23 protein-coding genes are annotated in these 21,815 nt (G+C 60.1%); 6 read left to right on the top strand and 17 right to left on the bottom strand.

Annotated elements, in window-relative coordinates; translation table 11 throughout:
* Positions 1-144 precede the first annotated feature (144 nt).
* Positions 145-1,035 (top strand): 3-hydroxyacyl-CoA dehydrogenase family protein, encoded by an 891-nt coding sequence (locus ACYU7Z_RS06490; RefSeq protein WP_460568576.1) that lies wholly within the window; start codon positions 145-147, stop codon positions 1,033-1,035.
* Positions 1,016-1,465: a hypothetical protein gene (locus tag ACYU7Z_RS06495; RefSeq protein WP_460568578.1), complete on the top strand. Its 450-nt coding sequence runs from the start codon at positions 1,016-1,018 to the stop codon at positions 1,463-1,465. Before ACYU7Z_RS06490 ends, ACYU7Z_RS06495 begins: the two co-directional genes overlap by 20 nt.
* A 164-nt stretch (positions 1,466-1,629) precedes the next feature.
* On the opposite strand, the gene ACYU7Z_RS06500 is transcribed toward ACYU7Z_RS06495, so the two are convergent.
* Positions 1,630-2,229 (bottom strand): IMPACT family protein, encoded by a 600-nt coding sequence (locus ACYU7Z_RS06500; protein WP_460568580.1) that lies wholly within the window; start codon positions 2,227-2,229, stop codon positions 1,630-1,632.
* Positions 2,226-3,308, bottom strand: coding sequence for a bifunctional diaminohydroxyphosphoribosylaminopyrimidine deaminase/5-amino-6-(5-phosphoribosylamino)uracil reductase RibD (gene ribD, locus ACYU7Z_RS06505; protein WP_460568582.1), 1,083 nt, complete (start codon positions 3,306-3,308; stop codon positions 2,226-2,228). The genes ACYU7Z_RS06500 and ribD overlap by 4 nt, the downstream gene beginning before the upstream one ends.
* Positions 3,309-3,345: 37 nt before the next feature.
* Here ribD and prmC point away from each other — a divergent pair, with 37 nt between their 5' ends.
* Complete coding sequence (gene prmC / locus ACYU7Z_RS06510) at positions 3,346-4,242, top strand: N5-glutamine methyltransferase family protein (protein ID WP_460568584.1); 897 nt, start codon at positions 3,346-3,348, stop codon at positions 4,240-4,242.
* 117 nt (positions 4,243-4,359) lie between these two features.
* Here the strand turns inward: prmC and ACYU7Z_RS06515 are convergent, their stop codons facing one another.
* The 6 genes from ACYU7Z_RS06515 to ACYU7Z_RS06540 all read right to left on the bottom strand — a co-directional run bounded on the left by ACYU7Z_RS06515 (position 4,360) and on the right by ACYU7Z_RS06540 (position 9,841).
* Positions 4,360-4,758 (bottom strand): ExbD/TolR family protein, encoded by a 399-nt coding sequence (locus ACYU7Z_RS06515; RefSeq protein ID WP_460568586.1) that lies wholly within the window; start codon positions 4,756-4,758, stop codon positions 4,360-4,362.
* Between the two features lie 11 nt (positions 4,759-4,769).
* Positions 4,770-5,456, bottom strand: a complete 687-nt coding sequence (locus tag ACYU7Z_RS06520; RefSeq protein ID WP_460568588.1) for a MotA/TolQ/ExbB proton channel family protein — start codon at positions 5,454-5,456, stop codon at positions 4,770-4,772.
* Between the two features lie 269 nt (positions 5,457-5,725).
* Positions 5,726-6,727, bottom strand: coding sequence for an SPFH domain-containing protein (locus ACYU7Z_RS06525; RefSeq protein ID WP_460568590.1), 1,002 nt, complete (start codon positions 6,725-6,727; stop codon positions 5,726-5,728).
* 51 nt (positions 6,728-6,778) lie between these two features.
* Complete coding sequence (locus ACYU7Z_RS06530) at positions 6,779-7,906, bottom strand: OmpA family protein (protein WP_460568592.1); 1,128 nt, start codon at positions 7,904-7,906, stop codon at positions 6,779-6,781.
* Between the two features lie 74 nt (positions 7,907-7,980).
* A complete protein-coding gene (gene pepT, locus ACYU7Z_RS06535; RefSeq protein WP_460568594.1) occupies positions 7,981-9,240 on the bottom strand; it encodes a peptidase T in 1,260 nt (419 codons plus the stop codon).
* 148 nt (positions 9,241-9,388) lie between these two features.
* A complete protein-coding gene (locus tag ACYU7Z_RS06540; RefSeq protein WP_460568596.1) occupies positions 9,389-9,841 on the bottom strand; it encodes an FKBP-type peptidyl-prolyl cis-trans isomerase in 453 nt (150 codons plus the stop codon).
* Positions 9,842-9,936: 95 nt separating this feature from the next.
* On the opposite strand from ACYU7Z_RS06540, the gene ACYU7Z_RS06545 reads away from it, so the two are divergent.
* Both ACYU7Z_RS06545 and fmt read left to right on the top strand, forming a co-directional pair.
* Positions 9,937-11,241: an exo-beta-N-acetylmuramidase NamZ family protein gene (locus ACYU7Z_RS06545; RefSeq protein ID WP_460568598.1), complete on the top strand. Its 1,305-nt coding sequence runs from the start codon at positions 9,937-9,939 to the stop codon at positions 11,239-11,241.
* 201 nt (positions 11,242-11,442) lie between these two features.
* Positions 11,443-12,375, top strand: a complete 933-nt coding sequence (fmt, locus tag ACYU7Z_RS06550; RefSeq protein WP_460568600.1) for a methionyl-tRNA formyltransferase — start codon at positions 11,443-11,445, stop codon at positions 12,373-12,375.
* Positions 12,376-12,447: 72 nt separating this feature from the next.
* Here fmt and ACYU7Z_RS06555 read toward each other — a convergent pair whose 3' ends face one another.
* The 9 genes from ACYU7Z_RS06555 to ACYU7Z_RS06595 form a co-directional block, all read right to left on the bottom strand.
* The gene (locus ACYU7Z_RS06555) at positions 12,448-13,563 is read right to left on the bottom strand and encodes a C1 family peptidase (RefSeq protein ID WP_460568602.1); all 1,116 of its coding nucleotides are present in this window, start codon (positions 13,561-13,563) and stop codon (positions 12,448-12,450) included.
* Positions 13,564-13,589: 26 nt separating this feature from the next.
* The gene (locus ACYU7Z_RS06560; protein ID WP_460568604.1) at positions 13,590-14,570 is read right to left on the bottom strand and encodes a LysM peptidoglycan-binding domain-containing protein; all 981 of its coding nucleotides are present in this window, start codon (positions 14,568-14,570) and stop codon (positions 13,590-13,592) included.
* Between the two features lie 66 nt (positions 14,571-14,636).
* Positions 14,637-16,016, bottom strand: a complete 1,380-nt coding sequence (locus ACYU7Z_RS06565) for a methyltransferase RsmF C-terminal domain-like protein (protein ID WP_460568606.1) — start codon at positions 16,014-16,016, stop codon at positions 14,637-14,639.
* Positions 16,017-16,087: 71 nt separating this feature from the next.
* Entirely contained in the window at positions 16,088-17,638 is a 1,551-nt protein-coding gene (locus ACYU7Z_RS06570; protein ID WP_460568608.1) for an NAD(P)(+) transhydrogenase (Re/Si-specific) subunit beta, read from the bottom strand.
* A gap of 5 nt (positions 17,639-17,643) precedes the next feature.
* Positions 17,644-17,958, bottom strand: coding sequence for an NAD(P) transhydrogenase subunit alpha part 2 (locus ACYU7Z_RS06575; protein ID WP_460568610.1), 315 nt, complete (start codon positions 17,956-17,958; stop codon positions 17,644-17,646).
* Positions 17,955-19,088: an NAD(P) transhydrogenase subunit alpha gene (locus tag ACYU7Z_RS06580; protein WP_460568612.1), complete on the bottom strand. Its 1,134-nt coding sequence runs from the start codon at positions 19,086-19,088 to the stop codon at positions 17,955-17,957. Before ACYU7Z_RS06580 ends, ACYU7Z_RS06575 begins: the two co-directional genes overlap by 4 nt.
* Positions 19,089-19,190: 102 nt before the next feature.
* Entirely contained in the window at positions 19,191-19,988 is a 798-nt protein-coding gene (locus ACYU7Z_RS06585; RefSeq protein WP_460568614.1) for an O-methyltransferase, read from the bottom strand.
* 92 nt (positions 19,989-20,080) lie between these two features.
* Positions 20,081-20,566, bottom strand: a complete 486-nt coding sequence (locus tag ACYU7Z_RS06590; RefSeq protein WP_460568616.1) for a dihydrofolate reductase — start codon at positions 20,564-20,566, stop codon at positions 20,081-20,083.
* Entirely contained in the window at positions 20,563-21,357 is a 795-nt protein-coding gene (locus ACYU7Z_RS06595; RefSeq protein WP_460568618.1) for a thymidylate synthase, read from the bottom strand. The genes ACYU7Z_RS06590 and ACYU7Z_RS06595 overlap by 4 nt, the downstream gene beginning before the upstream one ends.
* Positions 21,358-21,432: 75 nt before the next feature.
* Here ACYU7Z_RS06595 and ACYU7Z_RS06600 point away from each other — a divergent pair, with 75 nt between their 5' ends.
* Positions 21,433-21,810, top strand: coding sequence for a hypothetical protein (locus tag ACYU7Z_RS06600; protein WP_460568620.1), 378 nt, complete (start codon positions 21,433-21,435; stop codon positions 21,808-21,810).
* The last annotated feature ends 5 nt before the right edge of the window (positions 21,811-21,815 follow it).

Genomic DNA, 21,815 nt, shown 5'->3' on the forward strand with positions numbered 1-21,815 from the left:
GCCGGAACTTACCCACATTGACTCCCGCCGTACAGCACCACCCATCACAACCGCGCAAAACCTTCCAGAACCTTCCAGAACCTTCCAGAACCCTCCCAAAACCTTCCCGGAGCGCCTATATTTGCGCACAGAAACGACCGCCATATGAAGAAAGTTGCTGTTATCGGAGCCGGGACCATGGGGAACGGCATTGCCCACGTATTTGCGCAGAACGGGTTCTCCGTCGCCCTCATCGATGTATCGCAGGCCCAGCTCGACAAAGCCATCGGCACCATCGGTAAGAATATGGACCGCCAGGTCGCCAAGGGCGCGCTCAGCGAGGAGCAGAAAGCAGCATCGCTCGGCAACATCAACACCTTCACCGCCATCGCCGAGGGCGTACAGGGCGTGGAGCTGGTGGTGGAAGCCGCTACCGAAAACGTAGACCTCAAACTCAATATTTTCCGCCAGCTCGATGAGGCCGCTCCCGAAGGCTGCATCCTGGCAAGCAATACGTCGTCCATCTCCATCACACGCATCGCCGCCGTCACCAAGCGCCCCGAGCTGGTGATCGGGATGCACTTCATGAACCCGGTGCCGGTGATGAAGCTGGTGGAGATCATCAACGGTTACGCCACGAAGCCCGAGGTATCGGCGCAGATCGTGGAGCTGAGCCGGCAGCTGGGCAAGGTGCCCTGCGTGGTGAACGATTACCCGGGCTTTATCGCCAACCGCATCCTGATGCCGATGATCAACGAGGCCATCTACAGCCTCTTCGAAGGCGTTGCCGGCGTGGAAGAGATCGACACCGTAATGAAGCTCGGAATGGCCCACCCGATGGGACCGCTGCAGCTTGCCGACTTCATCGGACTCGACGTATGCCTCAGCATCCTCCGCGTACTGCACGACGGCTTTGGCAATCCGAAGTACGCGCCCTGCCCGCTTCTCGTGAACATGGTCACCGCACAGAAGCTCGGTGTGAAGAGCGGCGAGGGATTCTATACCTACACGCCCGGATCAAAAGACCTTGTTGTCAGTGCTGGATTCCGTAAATAACCCGGAGGAACCGGTCTACCGGATCCCGCTCAGCGATGTGCTGGCCTTTGTGCGCTGGAAAACCGGGCGCCCGGATGCGACGGAGCAGGACGATATCTTCGGCACGCTGCAGTGTACGGGCAAGGCCTTTACCGCGCTCGTGGAGTCGTTCAGCATGCGCTTCGGAACCGACATCAGCAATTACAAGTGGTACTTCCATACCAACGAGGAAGACCACAGCATCGGGGCCATGTTTTACAAGCCGCCCTATGAGCGTGTGAGCCGGATCATCATCACCGCCGAAGACCTGTGGCATATGGCCAATGCCGGCACGTGGAACATCCAGTACCCGGAGCACGAGATCCCCTCTTCGCGCGTCGACTTCCTCATCAACATACTGCTGTTCATCGCCGGAGCGCTGCTGCTGGCCTGGATTGCGCGGCGATGGTGAGTTTTTTTTCGGAACGCTAAGAAAAGAAGAATTCATTTGGACGCGGAGGAAGCGAAGGGCGCGACGTTAGAGCGAGAGATGGGTGGCCGTACTACCGGCATCAACGCAACGGCCCGTCATAGGGCAAGCGTCCCGCATGGCGGGACATGCGCGGAGGCTCGCATTCATTTCAACGCGCGCAACTCCAGCGTATGCATGTCCCGGAGCTTCTGCACGCAAGCCTCCTCATCTTTCTTCGGAACACCGATGACCATGCGGCAAAAGAGCTGCGCCTCGCTTTGGAGCACCGTGCAGCCGAAGCGCTTGACCACCATCATCACATCGTTCATCAGTGTATAGTCGAACTGCAGCTCATAGTTCACCAGCACGGGGCGCTGGATCAGCGGTGTCAGCTGCAGGGCGTAGGAAGCCACGGTCTTGTACGCGCTGATGAGCCCGGGCACACCGAGCAGGGTGCCGCCGAAGTAGCGCACCACTACGATCGCGGTGTTGGTTACGCCTTTGGAGTCGAGCTGACCGAGAATAGGCTTGCCCGCGGAGCCCGAAGGCTCACCGTCGTCGGAGGAGCGGAAGGTATTGCCGTCGGTGCCGATGCGGTAGGCAAAGCAATGATGCACCGCCTTTGGGTGCTCCTCTTTCAGTTCCTTGAGGCGCTTTTTGAAATCTTCCACGCTGGCTATTGGGAAGGCATAGGCCAGGAAGATGCTGCCGCGGTCGCGGAGCTCGGCCAGCGCTTCTTTTTCGATCGTGTGGTAATGCGTCATCGGGGCTGCAAACCTACCGAATCTTCGGGTGATGCGCAGAACTCGTCCCACCAGTCGCCGTCGATGGCAGCGCGGCCCGTTGCGGTGCCGCCGCACAGGATGGGGGCCATGATCCCCGCCTGGAGACGCACGCCGGAAGCCGTGATTCGATGGACCCGGTCCCAGCGGTCGCGGTCGAGGAAGTGCTGGAGCAACTGCGTTCCGCCCTCCACTAGCAGCGACGTGATGCCGCGCACATACAGCAGCTCGCAGAGTTGTGCGGCAAGATCGCCCCTCCCGAAGTCAAGACGCAGGTATTCGAGGTTGTGGTGATGGCTTTTCTGCAGCCCGTTGAGCACGAGCGTTGGATGCTCGCCATTGAACAATTGAAGCGATGCAGGTAGCCGCAGCTGCCGGTCGACCACGATCCGCAGCGGGTGGCGGCCCGGCCAGTGGCGGGTGGTAAGCCCGGGATCGTCGAAGAGCGCGGTATTGGTTCCTACGAGGATGGCGCCGTGCTCTGCCCGGAGCCGGTGTACGGCGCGTGCCGATGCCGCATTGCTGATCTGGACGCGGCGTCCCCGGATGCCGGCAACGAATCCATCCGCGCTTTGGGCCCATTTGAGGGTCACAAAGGGACGCTTCCGCTCATGAAACGTAAAGAACACTTCGTTGATACGGCGGCATTCGGCTTCCCGTATTCCTACGGTAACCGCGACGCCGGCCGCGATCAGTTTCTCGATGCCCTTGCCGTTGACCGCCGGGAATGGATCGCGGCAGCCGATGACTACGCGCGGCACCCGCTCGGCAACGATGCGATCGGCGCAGGGCGGTGTTTTGCCCCAGTGGGCACAGGGTTCGAGCGATACATAGAGAGTCGAGTCGGGGATCAGCGCCCGGTCGGCCCCAGCGACGGAGTCGAAACAGTTCACCTCCGCATGCGCCTCACCGTAGCGGCGATGGAAGCCTTCGCCGATGATCCGGTTGGCGTGAACGAGCAGCGCTCCCACCATCGGGTTGGGCGCCACGTGGCCGGCGCCGAGGGCTGCCAGCTGCAGGCAGCGGTCCATCCAGGTTTCGTGTGGTATCGGGTTGCTCATCGGGCTCCAAAAATAAAGAAAGGATTATGTTTGACGCATGAAATACGGAGCGGCCCTGGCGGCCTTGCGGACGCGGCTCGAAAGCATCTACGGCACATCGGAAGCCGCTGCCATGGCGGGCCTTGCCCTCGAAGCGGTAACCGGCGTCGGGCGCAATGCGCAGGGCCTGCAGGCGCAGGAGGAGCTCAGCGCCGAGCAGGAAGCCCGGCTTGGGCAGATCGCTGAACGACTGGCCACCGAGGAGCCACTGCAATACGTACTCAACGAGGCGCACTTTTACGGGATGACGCTTTATGTAGATGCCTCGGTGCTGATCCCTAGACCCGAGACCGAAGAGCTCGTCGACTGGGTGATCCGCGATGTAGCGAAGGCACAACCCGAGATGGCGCGTAAAGGCAATAACGAGGCTGATGGCACCGACACGCTCAAGATCCTCGATGTCGGCACCGGCTCGGGCTGTATCGCCCTGGCGCTCAAGAAAGCACTCCCGCGCGCCGAGGTCTGGGGCTGCGATGTGAGCGATGCCGCCCTCACCGTAGCACGCCGCAACGGCTCGGCGCTGGACATCCGTGTCGACTTCCAGGGCATCGACTTCCTCGACGAGGCACAGCAGCCGCTGCTGCCCTCGGTGGACGTGCTCGTATCCAACCCGCCCTATATCCCGCTGAGCGATAAGGACAGCATGCACGGCAACGTGGTTCGCTACGAGCCGCACGGGGCGCTCTTTGTTCCCGATGCCGACCCGCTTCTCTTCTACCGCGCCCTCGCCCACTTTGCCGGGAAGCGCCTCCACGCCGGCGGCTCCATCTACCTCGAGATCCACGAAAACCTCGCCGCCCCGGTCGAACAACTATTCAGAGACAAAGGATTCTCCTCCGTAGAAATACGGAAAGACATGCAGGGGAAGGACCGGATGGTGAAAGTAGTCTGCTAATGGGAGTAATCTGCTAGTCTGCTAATAAAGAAAGCTTCCCGTCGGGAAGCTTTCTTTAGTTAAAGTAGCTACTGGTATTAGCAGATTAGCAGACCGGCAAATTAGCAGACTTGCAGCTTATTTCACCAGCGCAACCACCTTGGCATTGTTTCGCTTGGCGATGGTCATGACGCGGAACACTTCGCCGTAAAAGGCGGCGGTGTCGGCATTGACCACAACGGACGGTGTGTCGATGGATTTGCGCTCCAGCTCGATCTGCTGCTTCAGCACGGTGTCGATCTGGGCGCTCGCGACGGCCTGCGAGCCGATATAGAACTGGTTGTTCTTGTCGATGCTCACCACGATGTGCTGCTTCGCTTTGGTGTCTTTCCCGCCGCGCGGGTTGTTGACGCGCACGAGGTTGGGGTTGGCCAGCGTGGCCGCGATGAGAAAGAACAGCAGCAGGATGAACAGGATGTCGTTCAGCGGGCCGGTGTGGACCTCCGTGTGGGCTTTCAGTTTTCTTCGGATGTTCATGGCACGGTGGCTTATCGGGTGGGCTCCTGGAGGATGTCGAGGAATTCGGACGAGGCGGCTTCCATGCGGTTGGCCGTTTTATCAACCTGCGTCGACAAGTAGTTGTGGGCAATGTAGGCGAGCAGGCCGATGATAAGACCGCTGGCCGACGTGATCATTTTCGTATAGATACCGCCCGCCATCGTCTGGATGGTGAAATCACCGGTGGAGGCCAGGTTGTAAAACAGCTTGAACATACCGACGATCGTACCGAGGAAGCCGAACATCGGCGCAACACCGGCGACAAGCGACAGTACCGATAGGTTCTTTTCCATGTGATACAGCTCGAGCTTGCCCACGTTCTCCATGCTCCGCTCGATGTTCTCGATCGGCTTTCCAAGGCGCTGGATGCCCTTGTCGATGATGCGGGCCACCGGGTTGTTGGTGTTCTTGGCAAAGCTGCGGGCCGCCGATACGTTGCCGCTGACGATATGATCGCGGACGATGTTCATGAAATTGTCGTCGACTTTCGAAGCCTTGCGGATGGCCGAGAGACGCTCGAAAAACATATAGATCGTCAGCAGGAAAAGCACGGCGAGCGGGATCATGATCCAGCCGCCCAGGGTAAGGAGCTCAAAAAGGCTGATGCTCCCGTCGTGGTTGACGTCGGTGGCAGAAGCAGCGCGGGCAGCGGAATCGATTGTCTGGAGCAGGAACATAGGTTCTTCTTTGGGGCGTAAATGTAGTATATGGCGCTATAACGGAACGGCGCGCCGCTTATTTTTCAAAATAAGAGGAAAATGAAGCGCGGTTGTTTAAGGAGCAACGTGATTTAACATCCCATTGGCCACAGGCTGCGCCCTTCAATGTCTTTGTGCGCGAAAAGAATGGAAGTCTTCATGGAAAACAGCCCCACGGCCGCGCGCGCTTGCGCCCGCAATAACGCCAAAGGCGCCGCTCACGCAACGCCCCTGCCCTTCGTTATTCGTTATTCGATATCCGTTATTCGATATTCGATATTCCCCTCCAACTGCCCCGCGTGCTTCACCATCAGCGCCTGGATCTGCTTCATCGTCTTCTCCATGCCGTCCGACGATCCGTCCAGGAAGATGACGTTGCCCTTGCCATACTCTGCGAAGTTCTTGATCGCCTCCGTCCACATGCTGAACAGGATGACGTTGGTATCGAGGTTGGCCTGCTTCATCTGCTCGGCGGCCTCGGTCATACCGCGGGCCACTTCCTGCCGGAAGAGGGCTACACCCTGGCCACGAAGCCTTGCCGCCTCACGCTCGGCTTCAGCGGCGATCTTGATGGCATTACCTTCCGCCTCGGCACCTTTCGTTTTCGTGATCAGCAGCGCCTGGCCTTCGTTTTCGGCAGCCGCCTTCAGGTTGTTCGAAGCCACCACCTTGCTCATCGAGTCGAGGATGGCCTTGTCGAAGGTGATATCGTTGATCTGGAGGTCGAGCAGGTGATAGCCCCACTCTTCGAGTGTATGATCGATCTCCACCTTCACATACTCCACGATGTCCTTGCGGAGGCCAAGAACTTCGGCCTGCTTCTTCGTGGCTACAAAAGAGCGGATGTTGCCTTCAATGGTGCGTACAAGCGCCTGCATCAGCTCGCGCTCGCTCATGAATTTGAACGCCACCTTCTTGATCGTTTCCTCGTCGGCATTCTGAACCGCGTAGAGGAGCATGCTTTTGAAATAGACATTCGCCTGGTCCTGCGTTACGGCCTGGAATTCCATTTCCACCGAGCGGTTCTGTATGGAAACTTTCTTGTGCAGCTGCTCCAGCAAAGGGATCTTGAAATTGAGCCCCGGGCGCACGATGCGCTGGTAGCGCCCAAACATGGTGATGACACCGATGTAGCCCTGGTTGATGGTAAAGATGCCGCTGAAGATGATGACCAGCAGCAGCAGCAGCCACCAGTAGTGCACCAGGAAATACGCTATGCCGCCGGTTGAATCGGTTTGAAGTAAGAACATGTTGCTGGTTTTTATCCGGGCTAAAGATAACGGCTTCGGAACGATCGGCTCCTACCCTTTTCGAAGTACGCCCGGCGTGCCTCGCTTCCGGAAAAGATAGATCTCCACGCGCCGGTTGCTGCGCCGGCCGGCGGAAGTGCGGTTGTCGGCTACGGGCCGTAGTGCGCCCCAGCCGCGCGTATGTACCGGAACATTCTGCCCGTATTCGAGATACGTGCCAACCGAGCGGGCACGCGCTTCCGACAATTCCTGGTTCGCGGCTGCACTTCCGATATTGTCGGTATGTCCTTCCACCCACAGCGAGTCGAGGCCATCGGGCGGGAGACGCCGCATCAGGCTGTCGAGCAGCAGGAGTGCCTTGCGGTCGAGGGTGGCGCTGTTGCTGGCGAAGAGCACGTCGGGCACGATGATCGTATCGACCTGCACCTGCACCGTGTGGGGCAGCAGGAGCGGCTTTGGCGGCACGCGGCTGCAGCCGTACATAAAGCGGATCTGGTAGTTATGCCGGTAGTCTTCGCTGTAAATGGTATCGCGCTGGCGTCGCCAGTCGGGGCAGAGACGCTCATAGGGATCGAGCGGCTGCAGCGAGATGCTGTCGATGAAAACCTGGTAGCGCTCCGCGGTTCCCCCGAGGTTGGCGCCCCATTCGAGGCGGCGGTAATTGCCGATCGTGAGGTAACCTTCATCGCCACGCGCCGTGTACGTATAGCTGATGCGGCTCCAGCCGTTGCGCGCCGGTTGCCGCGGTACGTCGCGGAAATACAGGTCGGCAGCGAGCTCCGCGGGCCGCTTGCGGTTGCACAACATATCGTAGGGAGAAAACTGGATCCCCGAGCTGTCGATAAGCCCCGCATAGTCGGACCGTACATAAAACTGCAGCTTGTACTGCGCCCCCGCGCGCAGCCCGCAAAGCAACCGCGTGCGCACATAGTCGCGCTGCACGCGCATCCGGCTGTTGCCCGACACGATGGAGATGTAGCGGCTGCCACTGTAGGCATGCGCGGGATCCTCGAAAAAATACGGGTGCGAAGGAACCGTGCACAGCCAGGCTTCGGGGGCACAGTTCTGCTGGTATTCGGAGCAGATGTTCTCTTCCTCGAAATCGCCATTGAGCAGCAGGTTCTGCTGCGCGCGGAGGCCAGTTGCGGCCAGCAGGCAAATGACCAGGAGGAAACGCATACCTAATAACGCCCCGGGAAGGAATTTCGTATGATCAGCCAAGCCCGGCAACGCCGGTACGTCGGTAGTACCGATTAACTGTTGCCGGATTTGGATTCCGCCCAGATGCTACATAAATGTACGATGGTTTCCACGGCCTTGTTCATATCCTGCACGCTCACGAATTCCTTCATCGAATGGATGCCCTGCATGCCGGCAAACAGGTTGGGACAGGGAAGGCCCATGAACGACAGGCGGCTACCGTCGGTACCACCGCGGATGCTTTCCATCTTGAGCTCGAGCCCCGCGCGGCGGATCGCTTCCCTGGCGTTGGCGACGACCTCGGGATGCTGGTCGAGCACTTCCTTCATATTGCGGTACTGCTCGGTGATGCTGAACTCGTACGAAGCCCCGGGGAAGCGCTCCAGCACCGATTCTGTCAGCTGTTTGAGCAGATCTTCCTTCGGCTTCAGCAAGGCCGTGTCGAAGTCGCGGATGATGAACTCCAGCGTGCAGCGCTCGGCAATCCCCTCGAAGCGGACGGGGTGTACGAAGCCCTGCTTGCCATCGGTGGTCTCGGGCGACAGCTCCGACTTGGGCAGGCTGGCCAGCAGCTCGCCACCGATCTTGAGCGCATTCACCAGCTTGTCTTTGGCATAGCCCGGGTGCGTGATCACACCGTTGATAACGATCGTAACGCCATCGGCGCTGAAGGTCTCGTCTTCCAGCGACCCGGCATCGCCGCCGTCGAGCGTATAGCCAAAGCGGGCGCCGAGCTTTTGCATGTCCACTTTCACGGTGCCGCGACCCACCTCTTCGTCGGGGGTAAACAGGATACGGATCGTGCCGTGCTTTACTTCAGGATGGGTGAGCAGGTAGTTGGCAGCGTCCATTATCTCCGCAACGCCGGCTTTGTCATCGGCGCCAAGCAGCGTCGTTCCGGAGGCCGTAATGATGTCGTGCCCTTGCAGCTTCTGCAGGTAAGGAAAGTCGGCGGGGCTGATCACGATCGACGGATCATCGGGGAGTGTAATGTCGCCACCCGTATAATTACGGTGACGGATCGGCTTCACGCCGGTACCGCTGGCATCGGGCGCCGTATCGACATGCGAGCAGAAGCAGATCACCGGCACATCCCGATCGATGTTCGACGGAATGGTAGCATATACGTAGCCGTGCTCGTCGAGCTCCGCATCGGCGGCGCCCATGGCCTTCAGCTCCTCGAGGAGGATGCGCGACAGGTCTTTTTGCTTTTCGGTACTGGGCTGGCTCGCCGACTTCGGGTTGCTTTGCGTATCTACCTGCACATAGCGCATGAAGCGGTCGGCGGCGGTGAAGTTGTAGTCCTGGAACATGGCTCAAAAATAAGGATGTCTGATCTCTGATTACGGATGTCTGATTTTAGCAGGTCGTTCTGCCTCTCTGGAAAAGTAAAAGCCCCGACGCTTACGTCAGGGCTTCCTTCTTATTTCAATATTCCTTGTTCCTTGTTCTTCTGCTCGCTCAGGGCATGATGATGCGGCTCGCCGGAATGATCTCCACGAGCTCGAGGTCGAAGATGAGGTCCTGGCCGGCGAGCGGGTGGTTGGCGTCGAGCACCACGCTGTCTTCGCGCACTTCAACGATGGTCACGGGAAACTGCTGTCCCTGGCCGTTGTTCATCATCAGTTGCATGCCCACTTCGGGCTTCATATCGGGAGGAAACTGGTTGGTCGGGAATTCGATGATCATCTCCTGGCTTTTCTGTCCGTACGCGTCATCAACGGGGATCTCGATGGTGCGCTTCTCTCCGGCGCTCATGCCTTTAACGCCTTCGTCGAATCCACGGATGACTTGTCCGCTGCCCACGGTGAATTCGAGCGGCTCGCGGCCTTCGGAGCTGTCAAAAGTTTCGCCGCTGCGCAGCTTGCCGTGATAGTGTACGCGAACCTTGTCGCCGTTTTGTACTTGTTGCATAGTAGAGTTTTGAGTGGGCAAAGTCCGGCAAGGTAAGGCTTTACCGGTTTTGCCCGTGAAAAATGAGGTAATTTGAAGCGCACAAATCGAATACCATGTTTGCCCGTTCCGCCCTGCCCGTACTGCTCCTGCTGATGCTAACCCTTTCGGCCTCCGCGCAGAAAACAAAGATCAAAACAAAGCAGCGGCACCGGGGCGCAGCGACCGCCAAAGTACCGCGTCCGCAGCCGGCAATAAAGCAACCGCTGCCGGCGGCCGACCGCCCCGACCGGTACCTGCCGCAGCTGCAGGGAAAAAAAGTTGGGCTGCTCGTGAACCAGACGTCGACCGCGCAGGGGATGCACCTCGCCGACTTCCTCCGCCGCTCCGGCATCCGCCTCCAGGTGATCTTCGGCCCCGAGCACGGCTTCCGGGGCACTGCACCCGACGGAGCGAAAATCGAAAGCAACATCGATGCAGCCACGGGCGTACCGGTCGTATCGCTTTATGGAAAAAAGCTGAAGCCTTCCCCCGAAGACCTGAAGGGCGTGGACGTACTCGTTTACGACATCCAGGACGTCGGCGCGCGCTTCTACACGTTTATCTCCTCGCTTCAATATTACCTCGAGGCTGCGCTCGAAAACGGCATTCCGCTGATCATCCTCGACCGGCCCAATCCCAACGGCTCCTATGTCGATGGACCCGTGCTTGATCCTAAATTCAAATCCTTCGTCGGCCTGCAGCCGGTGCCGATCGTGTACGGGATGACGCCTGGAGAATATGCGCAGATGATTTTACAGGAAGGCTGGCTTTCGGAAGAGGCCAACCGGGCCTTCGAGGTGACGAAGCGCGCGCGCTATGCACCCGGCGTCCGCTACTTCCGGCTCGAGGTGATTCCCTGCGCCGGCTACACGCACAAGAGCCGCTACGTGCTGCCCGTGCGCCCCTCGCCTAACCTCCCCGACGATACCGCCATCGAATGGTATCCTTCCACCTGTCTCTTCGAAGGAACGGCGGTAAGCGAAGGCCGCGGCACGCCGCGTCCCTTTGCCACGATCGGGGCGCCCACGCTGCCGAAAACATTGTTCGCCTTCACACCCGGTCCGACAGAAGGCGCACCGAAGCCGCGCTACAACGGGCAGATCTGCTACGGCTGGGACCTGTCGAAGCAGGTGCCGGAGCTATGGCCGCGCCGGTCGGGCCGACTGCAGCTTCGCTACCTGCTCGAGGCCTACCGGCTTTACCCGCAGAAAGACTCCTTCTTCCGCAGCACCTTCACGCGGCTCGCCGGCACCGACGCGCTGGAGCAACAGATCCGCGCGGGCAAAACCGAAGCCGAGATCCGCGCCAGCTGGGAGCCCGCGCTGGGCAACTTCAAGGCGATCCGGAAGAAGTACTTGCTTTATGAGGATTTCGAGTAGCGGGAAAGAACGTTGGCGTAAACGTCATTGCGACCTCGCCCCAGGCGAGGGAAGCAATCAACTACGGGTGCAGCCACAGGCCAGAAAGACCCACATAGAGGAACCGATTGCTTCGCTTCACTGCGTTGCGCTCGCAATGACGTGAGCTGGCGGATCTGCGTTCTTTCTCTCCGCTTGCGCCGCCATCCCGATCTTCGCACCATGAACTACCGTGACCTCCGCATCGTCTTTATGGGCACGCCCGAATTTGCAGTAGCCTCACTGAACGCGCTGGTGGAAGCCGGCTGCACGATCGTGGGCGTCATCACCGCGCCCGACAAGCCCGCGGGGCGCGGGATGCAGCTGCAAGGCAGCGCGGTGAAGAAATATGCCGTCGAAAAAGGCCTGCACCTGCTGCAGCCCGAGAAGCTCAAAAATCCCGGCTTCGTAGCGGAGCTGCGCGCGCTCCGCGCCGACCTGCAGGTGGTTGTAGCCTTCCGGATGCTCCCGGAGATCGTCTGGAACATGCCGCCGATGGGAACCCTCAACGTGCACGGATCGCTGCTGCCGCAATACCGCGGCGCCGCGCCGATCAACTGGGCCCTCATCAACGGCGAAAAAGAAACGGGCGTAACGACCTTCCGCCTGAAGCACGAGATCGACACCGGCGACATCCTGCTGCAGGATCGTATGGCGATCGGTGAAAATGAAACGGCCGGCGAAGTACACGACCGCATGAAGGAGCTCGGCGCGCAACTGCTGGTACGCACCGTGAAGGGCCTAGCCGAAGGCAGCATCAGCGAAACCCCGCAATCCCACCTCGACCCGGCCGCCCTAAAGCATGCCCCGAAGATCTTCACTGATACCTGCCGCATCGACTGGACGCGCCCGGTTGCCGAGGTGCACAACCTGGTGCGCGGGCTCTCGCCTTTCCCCGGCGCCTTTACGACGCTGTCCGGTAAAACACTGAAGATCTACCGCAGCAACGTCGAGAGCGGGCAGCCGGCTACCGGCCCCGGCACGCACGACAGCGACGGAAAGCACTACCTGAAGTTTGCCTGCGCCGACGGCTGGCTGCAGGTAGTAGAACTACAACTCGAGGGAAAGAAGCGGATGGGCGTGGAAGAATTCCTGCGGGGCTACCGGTTTTCCTAAGCCCCGTGCCGTCGGGACTTCAACGACAAAGCCCCCGCAACGCGGGGGCTTTGTCGTTTTACCTTATGCGGTTTACAGCTTCAGTTTCGCCAGTAATTCTTTGGAAAGCGCGGCCTTCGGAACGACCAGCGTGATCGTGTTGATGCGGAAGTAGGCCTCCGAAACAAGGATGTAGCCGCTGTATGGCCCGACAGTGCCCCAGGAATTCTTCACCAGGAAAAACTCCTTGCCAGCTGCATTTCGTTCCAGCCCAACGATGTGCATCAGGTGATCGTCCTGCGTCACGAGTGTCTCGTAGAGCCGCTGGCGCTCTTCCGGGCTGGCGCCTTCTTCAGTCATGTTAGCCGCGAACGATCCTTTGGCAGTGCCCTCCGCTACGTTGAGTGCAAAGCCTTCCTTCTGCCGGAAGCCGTTGTTGCTGACGTCGGCATCCCACACGATCGAATACTTCTTGCGGAGTGCCTCTTTCACAGTGCTGGTCAGCTCGTCGAGCGGAAGGTTGTAATAGGCGCCGTTCGAAAAGTTATCCGGAACCTGAACTACGAAGGGCGCGTAATAAGGCTGGTGGGTAAACGAAGTGAGCGATACGTAATCGTTCGCATCGAACTTCATCACGGCGCTCGCAAATTCCTTGGGCGTATACGTCTTGCCGTTGTAGGGAAACGACGCCGGCGGGTGCCCAAGGTACTGGTCGAGGAGGGCCTCGTAGCCCATCATCCAGCCTAGCTCCACACGCGGCTGCTTCACGATCGAATCAACATATTTGCTGAGGGCGGCAAAGAGCTTCTGGTGATCGATGCCCTTCTGCTCGCGCGAAGCGGGATACGCTACCTCGGGCATAGCACCGTATACCTGGATGGCACGGAGCAGGTCGTGGCCGAGACCGCCTTCGCTGAACTGCGCCTTGCCCTGGCGGAGCACATAGTTCTTAGCCTTCTCGAGATAAATATTACGCACGGTAAATGCCTCGCTCAGGTCGAGCTCGGTGCCCGTTTTGGCCAGCACCTGCGACTCGATCATCGACGTGGCGGAGAAGCACCAGCAGGTGCCGCTCATACCCTGGTTCTTAACGGGCGTAGCCGGAACAAGCGCTGCGGGCACGAAGCCCGGCACCGTTAGCGGGCGCTCATTCTGGGCAAAAAGTGTAAATCCGATCAGGAGCGGCAGGACCGCGAAAAAACGTTTCATAGCATTAGGTTGAGAGGAGTACCGTATTAATACTGGATGCGTACCGTGAACTTCTCCGCGCTTCCGGTTTCGAGCACGGAGGCGGCGGCGTTGGAAATGCGGATATCGAAGCCCTGGTTCTGGCGGATGCCGCTCATGCCGCCAAGCACTTTTGCATAAATGACCTTGCCATTGGCGGGATTGGTCACCTTGACAAGCGTGCCCGGCTCGACGCCATCCAGCAGCAGGTAATATTTCATATCCTGCCAGCCGCTGGCCGTCTTGAAGATACCCGAAACTACGGACGCATCGCGGGTGCTGCCGGCCCGTGCCTGCTGTTCGTAGGCGGCACGGAAGGCGCCGCCGTGGCCATCGCTGCTGGCGTTGCGGGGCGGGTTGTTGCCGGGCGGGGGCGTTTGCACTACCTGTACCGGCTTAACGGCGGTCGTATCGGTGGCGGGCTTATCGGCAGCCGGTGTTACGGGTTGCGCCGGGGTCGGGGACTGCTGCGCTGCGGGGTGCGAAGGCGCCGGGTTCACCGGCACAGGAGCGCCGGTCGCGGGTGTAGCCGGAGCGGTTGCGGCGCCTCCCTGCGCCGCACTCAGGTAACCGACGATCAGCTTCTGGCCGGCCACGATGGCGTCGGATTTAAGGCTGTTCCACTTGCGCAGGTCGGCCATCAGCACCTTGCCGTTCTTCAGGCTGACGCGGTACAGGCCTTCCTTCTCGCCTACCACGTAATACACCGGGCGGCCATGCGCTGCAGGGGCTTGTGAGAAATTGGTTGCCGTCAGCGGGATCTGCACGCTCTGCCCGATGTTGAGCCCGTGGGTCATGTCAAGGCCGTTGAAGGCGGCAATGTCTTTCGGGGAGATGGCATAGAGACGACCGATCGAGTAGAAGTTCTCTTTCGGAGCCACGGTATGAACGAGAAAAAGTCCTTTGTCGCTGCTTTGCACCAGGAGCTCCTGGCAAAAAGCGGCAAGGCTGAGACAAATGCTCAGGAACAGAAGCGCGATTTTTTTCATGGTGGTGGACGGTTTTGTTTTCACAGGTGTTGTGGCTGCGGGGTGCAGCCGTTACAAATATGAACATTATTTTTCAAAAGAATCGCCGGGCCCCTGCGCGCGGATCCGCCACTCGCGCGGGTAATAATTGTTGACCCGGTTGGGTAGCACGTTGGCCCAGCCAAGCCCTTGCCCCGCATAGGTAAGCAGCTGCCAGCCCCTCGGTGCATCCGGCAGCGCGAGGTCCTGCCGCTGGAGAAAGCGGATCGCCGTTTCGTATTCGAGTTCCGTGCGCAGCACCTCGGCGGCCACGCGCGGGCTCAGCGCCAGGGCCGCATCGGGTACCAGCTTGTCGCGGATCGGCTCGCCAACCGAAGTGCCGGCCTGCTGCAGGTAGAGCGCCGACTGCAAAATCGCCAGGTCGGCGATCGCGGCTTCCGGGAATGCGAACACACGACCGCCATGCCGCACGAACCGCAATCCACCGGCATCGATCCAACGGCCCAGTGGCGTCGCTTCCTTCGCCGGCAGCAGCTCCAGCGCCTTCACCTTGTGACGCGGCGCGGTGGCGGCATCGCGCTTGCGCAGCACCGCCAGGAAAAAGCCTTCGCCGCGGATCTTATCGGGGTAAAACCGGTAGCCCCAGCCGCCGCGAGGCGACCGTATTTCTACAATACCCGGATCGGGCACCTGCAGGGGCAGGGATTCCACGGTAAAGCTGTCGAGGAGCCAGTCGAGGATGTCCTCGTCTTCGGCGGGCGAATAGGAGCAGGTGGAATAAATGAGTAGCCCGTCTTCCTTCAGTGCCGGCCAGGCATCGGCGAGGATCCGCTGCTGGCGCCCCTGGCATAGCTGCACGTTGGCGGGACTCCACTCGGCAATCGCTTCCGGGTCGCGGCGGAAGAGACCCGAGCCGCTGCAGGGCGCATCGATCAGCAGCACGTCGAAAAAAGCTTCCAGCCGGGCAAAGTGCGCCGGGTCGTTGTTGGTCACGACGCTGTTCAGCGCGCCCCATTTCGTGAGGTTCTCGGTAAGGATCGCCGCCCGTGCCTTGATCACCTCGTTGCTCACCAGCAGGCTCTCCGCCGACAGCAGCGACTGCAGGTGCGTGCTCTTGCCGCCGGGTGCCGCGCAGAGGTCAAGCACGCGCAGGGATTGCGTGGTATCGGCATGCTGGAGCAGGGCCTGCTCCACGAACATGCTCGAGGCCTCCTGCACATAGTACGTGCCGGCATGAAACAGCGGATCGAACGTAAACGAAGGGCGGCGCTCCAGGTAGTAGCCGTACTGCGACCACGGAACGGCGCCGGCAACCGGCAACCGGGAATCGGCAACAGCTACCGGCTTCGATGGATTGAGCCGCACGGATGTTATTTGCGCACCCGATTGATGTACCTGTAGGAACGGCTCCCGCTCAAAGCCGGGAACACCTTCCAATGATTGCAGTAATGATTCAGGAAGCTGCATGACTACAAAAGTAAGGGCCGCCACCGGCAGCCCTTCTTTATTCTGAATTCCTTGTTCCTTGTTCGATCTTCCTACAGGTTCTTGATCTCCCCGATCAGGTCCTGCAGCACCTTCTTCGCATCACCAAAGAGCATCGATGTCTTCGGCTCGAAGAACAGGTCGTTCTCGATACCGGCATAGCCCGGCTTCATCGAGCGCTTGTTGACGATGACCGACTTGGCGGCGTCGACGTCGAGGATGGGCATTCCGTAGATCGGTGAGGAAGGATCGCGCTTGGCGGCCGGGTTCACCACGTCGTTGGCGCCGAGCACCAGCACCACGTCGGTGGTCGGGAACTCGTCGTTGGCCTGCTCCATCTCGAGTAGGCGCTCGTAGGATACGTCGGCCTCGGCCAGCAGCACGTTCATGTGCCCGGGCATGCGACCGGCAACGGGGTGAATGGCGTACTTGACCTCCACGCCCCGCTCCTGCAGCATTTTCTCCAGCTCGTGGCAGGCGTGCTGCGCCTGTGCTACGGCAAGGCCATAGCCCGGCACGATCATCACCTTGTTGGCATAGGCCATTACCACGGCTGCGTCGCTCAGCGAGATCTCGCGCACGTGGCCCTGGTCCTTGGCCGTGCCATCGCTGACGGCCTTGGCGCCGCCCCCGAAGGAGCCGATGAGCACGTTCTTGAGCGAGCGGTTCATGGCGCGGCACATCAGGATGGTGAGCAGCGTACCGGCCGCACCTACCAGGATACCACCGGTGAGCATCACCTTATTATCGTACAGGAAGCCACCGCAGGCCGCCGCAACACCGGTAAAGGAGTTGAGCAGCGAGATCACCACGGGCATGTCGGCGCCGCCGATCGGCAGCACGAAGAGCACCCCGTAGGCGAGCGACAGGAAGAAAAGAAGGTAGAAGAGCACGTACACGCTCGTATTGATCCGGAGCATGTTGAGCGGGCCGCGGATGACGACGCGGTTGGCGGTATTGGTCAGGCCGCCTTCGCCCAGCGAGAAGGACGTGCTGATGTTGGAAAGCAGGATCACCGAGATGCCGATGATCGCCACCAAGAGGCCGATGTTGGCGATGTGTTGGCCGCGGAACGAATAGTCCTTGATACGGCCGTTCAGCTTGCCCCAGGCGATCATGGAGCCGGCAAACGAAACCGAGCCGATGATGAGGCCGAGGAAGATCGTCACGAGCATTCCATAGTTGACGGGAAGACCTTCGGAAAGCACCGACATATCGGTGGGATCCTCAACGCGGATCACGAAGTGCTCGGCGAGGAAGTGGTTGAACTCGAGAATGGAGATGAGGGCCGCGCAGGCGCCACCCATGCCGTTGAACAGGCTCACCATTTCGGGCATGGCCGTCATTTTCACACGGCGCGCCATGATGACGCCGACGATACCGCCGACCACGATGGCGAGGAAGATCCAGGGAAGGTTGTGCAGGCGCTCCTGTGTGAAGCGGTCTTCATATAAGAAGATGGTGCCGAAAACGGCGAGCGTCATGCCACCGGCGGCAATGAGGTTGCCGCGGCGGGCCGTCTCGGGGTGCGACAGCATCTTCAGCCCGAGGATGAAGGTGACGGACGCAATGAGGTAGATTATCGTAAGCAGGCTCGGTTCCATGAACGTTATTTCTTCTTTTTCGATTTGAACATTTCCAGCATCCGGTCGGTGACGACAAAGCCGCCTACCACGTTGAGCGTTCCCAGCACCACGGCCAGGAAGCCGAGCACGAGGGCGAAATAATTAGTGCTGTCGGCACGGCCCATCACGATGATGGCGCCGATGATCACCACGCCGTGAATGGCGTTGGCGCCGCTCATGAGCGGTGTATGGAGCACACTGGGCACGCGGCCGATGATTTCGATGCCGACGAAGATCATCAGGATGACGATGTAAAAAAGCTCCCGGTTATTGGAGATCCATTCCACTACGTTATTCATATCGTTTGCGGTTTAGAAGGATTCAGGGCCGCCTGCACGCGCTCGTGCAGCACTTCCCTGTTATGGGTCACGCAGCTTCCCTTGACGAGGTCATCGTCCCAGTTGAGCTGCAGCGCACCTTCCTTATTGGTGATCAGTTGGAGGAAATTGAGAATATTCTTGCCATAGAGCTTGCTCGCATCCGAAGGCATCGTGGCTTGCAGGTTGCTGTTGCCCACGATCCGGACGCCTCGGTAGTCGACCGTTTCGTTGTTCTTCGTGAACGGCGTGTTGCCACCCGTGATGGCCGCAATGTCGATAATGACCGAGCCCGGGCGCATCCGCTGGAGCATTTCCTCGGTGATCAGGATCGGCGCCTTGCGGCCCGGGATCTGCGCGGTGGTGATGACAATATCCGCCTTGGCAATGCTGTCGGAGATGCGCTGTTGCTGCTTTTGCTGGTACTCGGCACTTTGCTCCACGGCGTATCCGCCTGCCTTCGAGGCATCGGCCGCACCGTCAACTTCCACGAACTTGGCGCCGAGGCTCATCACCTCTTCTTTCACCGCGGGACGCGTGTCGAATACTTCCACCACCGCGCCGAGGCGGCGGGCTGTGGCAATGGCCTGCAGGCCCGCAACACCGGCACCGAGGATCAGGATCTTGGCCGGCGCAATGGAGCCTGCGGCGGTCATGAACATCGGGAAGTAACGGGGGTACAGGTTGGCAGCAAGGAGCACGGCCTTATAGCCGGCGATATTGGCCTGGGAGCTGAGTACGTCCATGCTTTGCGCCCGCGTTGTGCGGGGCAGCAGGTCGAGGCTGAACACGGTCGCATTGGCTTCCTGCCAGCTCCGGGCAGGGGCCGGGTCGTTGAGCAGTCCGTATACGCCGATGAGCACCTTGCCGGCCGGCAATTCCACCGCCGGACGGTGAATAGCCAGCAGCACGTCGGCTTCGCCGGCGATCGCCATGGCCGTAGAAATACGGGCACCCGCAGCTTCATAATCGGCGTCCGGCGCAAAGGCCGCAGCACCGGCACCGGCTTCCACCAGAACCGTGATGCCTTTCTTCAGCAGGGCGGCCACTCCTTCGGGTAGCAGCGACACCCTTGTTTCCGGCGCCGGCTCTTTCAACACACCTATCGTCATAAAAGATTTTTTTCGTTGCCGGCGAAAGGTAAACAAAAAAACTGCCCCGGTCCGTCGCGTGGCGCACTTAGGTGACAGATTCTTTACGGAATCGTTCCCGATCTAATAGCGGACCACGAAATGACGCGGCACTTTGAATTCGTCGCGGAAGAAAACAAGACCCAGGAAAAAAAGATCCACCGTGCAGCGCACCTGCGGGTGGGCCTGTATTTCGGCCCAGGCGCGCTCCATGCCGGCGCTCCAGTGGATGTCGTCGAAGATGAGGACGCTGTCGTTGCCGCAGAAGGGCAGCAGCTGCCGGAAATAGTCCAGCGTAGGCTCATAGCGGTGATTGCCGTCGACAAAAGCGAGGTCCACGGCGGGGAGCGTTTCGAGCAGGCGGGGTAGCACATCGTCGAAGTTGCCAAGGTGCGCCGTCACGTTGCGGAGACCCAGGGCTTCCTGGTTGCGGAGCGACGTCTCGTAAATGGCGCGGCTCCCTTCGATCGTGTGCACGGTCGCACCCGGCGCGGCCTTGGCGAAATAGGCCGTCGTGAGGCCAAGCGATGTTCCGAGCTCGAGAATGTAGCGCGGCTTGTAGTGCCGCACGAGGCGGTACATCATCTGGCCATACTTACAGGGCTTGAGTGCCGTCCGTGCGAGCTGGGCCACCGTGCGCTTCCGGCGAACGCCCCTGCGCGAGCCCGCGCCGAGATCTTCGACCCGCAGCACGGTGCTGTCGGAACGCAGCTGGCGCCGCAGGTGCTCCACTTCAGCCGGCGCATCGTAGCGCTGGTCGTTGTTCAGCACGTTGCGGATGAAGTCGTACACGAACGGAGAATGCATGCCGTGCCCATAGCGGTTCATGCCAGCGAGGTAGTAGCGGAGATACTTGTAGGCAAGGCGGGGAGCGGAATACATGGAAGGTAAAGTTCGGGAAGGTTTGGAAAGGTTCAGGGAGGTACCGGGAGGTTCAGGAAGGTATAAAAAGGTTTAGTGGGTTCAGGAAGCCGTCACTTCTTCTCCCAAACCTGGAAACTGTGGCGCGGTACGGGGCCGGCCCCCTCAACAACAGTCTCCCGAACGAGCTTCCAACCGTCGCCGAGCTCGGGGAAGAAGGCATCGCCGTCGTAGCGCTCGTAGATCCGGGTGAGGTACACGCGGTCGGCCTGCGGCAGCGCGCTGCGGAAGATCTCCGCTCCCCCGATGATAAAGAGCTCGTTGACCGATCGCTTCGCGGCCGCTTCGAGCGCGGCTTCCAGCGAGTGCACCGTCTCCACGCCGTCGTGCTTCCACTCCGGGTTGCGGGTGATGACGATGCTGTGGCGCCCGGGCAGCGGCTTTCCGATCGACTCGAAGGTTTTTCGGCCCATCAGGATGGGCATGCCCCAGGTGAGGTTCTTGAAATATTTCAGGTCGTCGGGAAGGCGCCAGGGAAGCTCGTTATTCTTCCCGATCACATTGCCCTCGTCGGCGGCAACCAGCAGGCTCAGCGTCATACGGCAACAGGGGCTTTGATGGCAGGATGGCTCTGGTAATTCTCGAGCGTGAAGTCTTCGAAGCGGAAGGCAAACAGGTCGTCGACCGCGGGATTGAGCCGCATCGTGGGCAGCGGGTACGGCTCGCGCGCAAGCTGCATATGCACCTGCTCCAGGTGATTCTGGTAAATGTGCACGTCGCCGAACGTATGGATGAACTCGCCCGGCTGCAGCCCGCACACCTGCGCCATCATCATCGTAAGCAACGCATAGGAGGCGATGTTGAAAGGCACGCCCAGGAATACGTCCGCGGAGCGCTGGTACAGCTGGCAACTGAGCTTGCCTTCACTAACGTAAAACTGGAACAGCGCATGGCAGGGCATCAGCGCCATCTTCGGCAGGTCGGCCACGTTCCAGGCCGATACGATCATGCGGCGGCTGTCGGGGTTCGTCCGGATCTGCTGCAGCACGTCGCGGATCTGGTCGTGCACGCTGCCATCGGCACCTTCCCAGCTGCGCCACTGCTTGCCGTATACAGGCCCGAGCTCGCCGTTGGGATCGGCCCACTCGTCCCAGATCGAAACGCCGTGCTCCTTCAGGTACGCGGTATTGGTGCTTCCCTGCAAAAACCAAAGCAACTCGTAGATGATGCTTTTGAGGTGCACCTTCTTGGTCGTTACGAGCGGGAAGCCCTCCTGCAGGTTAAAGCGCATCTGGTAACCAAACGTGCTGATCGTTCCTGTGCCCGTGCGGTCGCTCTTGACGACGCCGTTGGCGAGGATATGCCGCAAAAGATCGTGGTAGGACTGCATGGCCGCAAGTTACGGCAAGGGAGGCAACCCGGCGTACCCCGGGGCCGTATGTACGGGTAACCGGAATTTACATTCATGAGAAAAATCCTTTGCCTCCTTTTCGCGCTTGCAGCGATCAGCGCCTCGCTCCTCTCCTGCTACAATTCCAAAAAAGACGCGCTGAATCCCGCAGGCTGCAGCACTGCCGGCACTACCTACAGCGGCAGCATCCTGCCGGTGCTGCAGAATACCTGCTACAGCTGCCACAGCAACGCCAACGCCGACGCGCTCGGCGGCCGCCGCTTTCTCGAGGGATACAACAACCTCCTTACCTATGTGCAGAATGGCCTGCTGCTGCACGCGATCCGCCACGAAAGCCCTGCCTCCTTCATGCCCAAGAATGCCGCGAAGCTCGACGACTGCACCATTGCCCGCTTCCAGGCCTGGGTGGATGCCGGTGCGCCCAACAACTAAAACCA

The sequence above is a fragment of the Flaviaestuariibacter terrae genome (assembly GCF_054777635.1).

What these genes read in the sequence shown, in the direction of transcription:
- ACYU7Z_RS06490 (WP_460568576.1), top strand. Translation starts at nt 145, where the DNA reads ATGAAGAAAGTTGCTGTTATCGGAGCCGGGACCATGGGGAACGGCATT.
- ACYU7Z_RS06500 (WP_460568580.1), bottom strand. Translation starts at nt 2,229, where the DNA reads ATGACGCATTACCACACGATCGAAAAAGAAGCGCTGGCCGAGCTCCGC.
- ribD (WP_460568582.1), bottom strand. Translation starts at nt 3,308, where the DNA reads ATGAGCAACCCGATACCACACGAAACCTGGATGGACCGCTGCCTGCAG.
- prmC (WP_460568584.1), top strand. Translation starts at nt 3,346, where the DNA reads ATGAAATACGGAGCGGCCCTGGCGGCCTTGCGGACGCGGCTCGAAAGC.
- ACYU7Z_RS06515 (WP_460568586.1), bottom strand. Translation starts at nt 4,758, where the DNA reads ATGAACATCCGAAGAAAACTGAAAGCCCACACGGAGGTCCACACCGGC.
- ACYU7Z_RS06520 (WP_460568588.1), bottom strand. Translation starts at nt 5,456, where the DNA reads ATGTTCCTGCTCCAGACAATCGATTCCGCTGCCCGCGCTGCTTCTGCC.
- ACYU7Z_RS06525 (WP_460568590.1), bottom strand. Translation starts at nt 6,727, where the DNA reads ATGTTCTTACTTCAAACCGATTCAACCGGCGGCATAGCGTATTTCCTG.
- ACYU7Z_RS06530 (WP_460568592.1), bottom strand. Translation starts at nt 7,906, where the DNA reads ATGCGTTTCCTCCTGGTCATTTGCCTGCTGGCCGCAACTGGCCTCCGC.
- pepT (WP_460568594.1), bottom strand. Translation starts at nt 9,240, where the DNA reads ATGTTCCAGGACTACAACTTCACCGCCGCCGACCGCTTCATGCGCTAT.
- ACYU7Z_RS06540 (WP_460568596.1), bottom strand. Translation starts at nt 9,841, where the DNA reads ATGCAACAAGTACAAAACGGCGACAAGGTTCGCGTACACTATCACGGC.
- ACYU7Z_RS06545 (WP_460568598.1), top strand. Translation starts at nt 9,937, where the DNA reads ATGTTTGCCCGTTCCGCCCTGCCCGTACTGCTCCTGCTGATGCTAACC.
- fmt (WP_460568600.1), top strand. Translation starts at nt 11,443, where the DNA reads ATGAACTACCGTGACCTCCGCATCGTCTTTATGGGCACGCCCGAATTT.
- ACYU7Z_RS06555 (WP_460568602.1), bottom strand. Translation starts at nt 13,563, where the DNA reads ATGAAACGTTTTTTCGCGGTCCTGCCGCTCCTGATCGGATTTACACTT.
- ACYU7Z_RS06560 (WP_460568604.1), bottom strand. Translation starts at nt 14,570, where the DNA reads ATGAAAAAAATCGCGCTTCTGTTCCTGAGCATTTGTCTCAGCCTTGCC.
- ACYU7Z_RS06565 (WP_460568606.1), bottom strand. Translation starts at nt 16,016, where the DNA reads ATGCAGCTTCCTGAATCATTACTGCAATCATTGGAAGGTGTTCCCGGC.
- ACYU7Z_RS06570 (WP_460568608.1), bottom strand. Translation starts at nt 17,638, where the DNA reads ATGGAACCGAGCCTGCTTACGATAATCTACCTCATTGCGTCCGTCACC.
- ACYU7Z_RS06575 (WP_460568610.1), bottom strand. Translation starts at nt 17,958, where the DNA reads ATGAATAACGTAGTGGAATGGATCTCCAATAACCGGGAGCTTTTTTAC.
- ACYU7Z_RS06580 (WP_460568612.1), bottom strand. Translation starts at nt 19,088, where the DNA reads ATGACGATAGGTGTGTTGAAAGAGCCGGCGCCGGAAACAAGGGTGTCG.
- ACYU7Z_RS06585 (WP_460568614.1), bottom strand. Translation starts at nt 19,988, where the DNA reads ATGTATTCCGCTCCCCGCCTTGCCTACAAGTATCTCCGCTACTACCTC.
- ACYU7Z_RS06590 (WP_460568616.1), bottom strand. Translation starts at nt 20,566, where the DNA reads ATGACGCTGAGCCTGCTGGTTGCCGCCGACGAGGGCAATGTGATCGGG.
- ACYU7Z_RS06595 (WP_460568618.1), bottom strand. Translation starts at nt 21,357, where the DNA reads ATGCAGTCCTACCACGATCTTTTGCGGCATATCCTCGCCAACGGCGTC.
- ACYU7Z_RS06600 (WP_460568620.1), top strand. Translation starts at nt 21,433, where the DNA reads ATGAGAAAAATCCTTTGCCTCCTTTTCGCGCTTGCAGCGATCAGCGCC.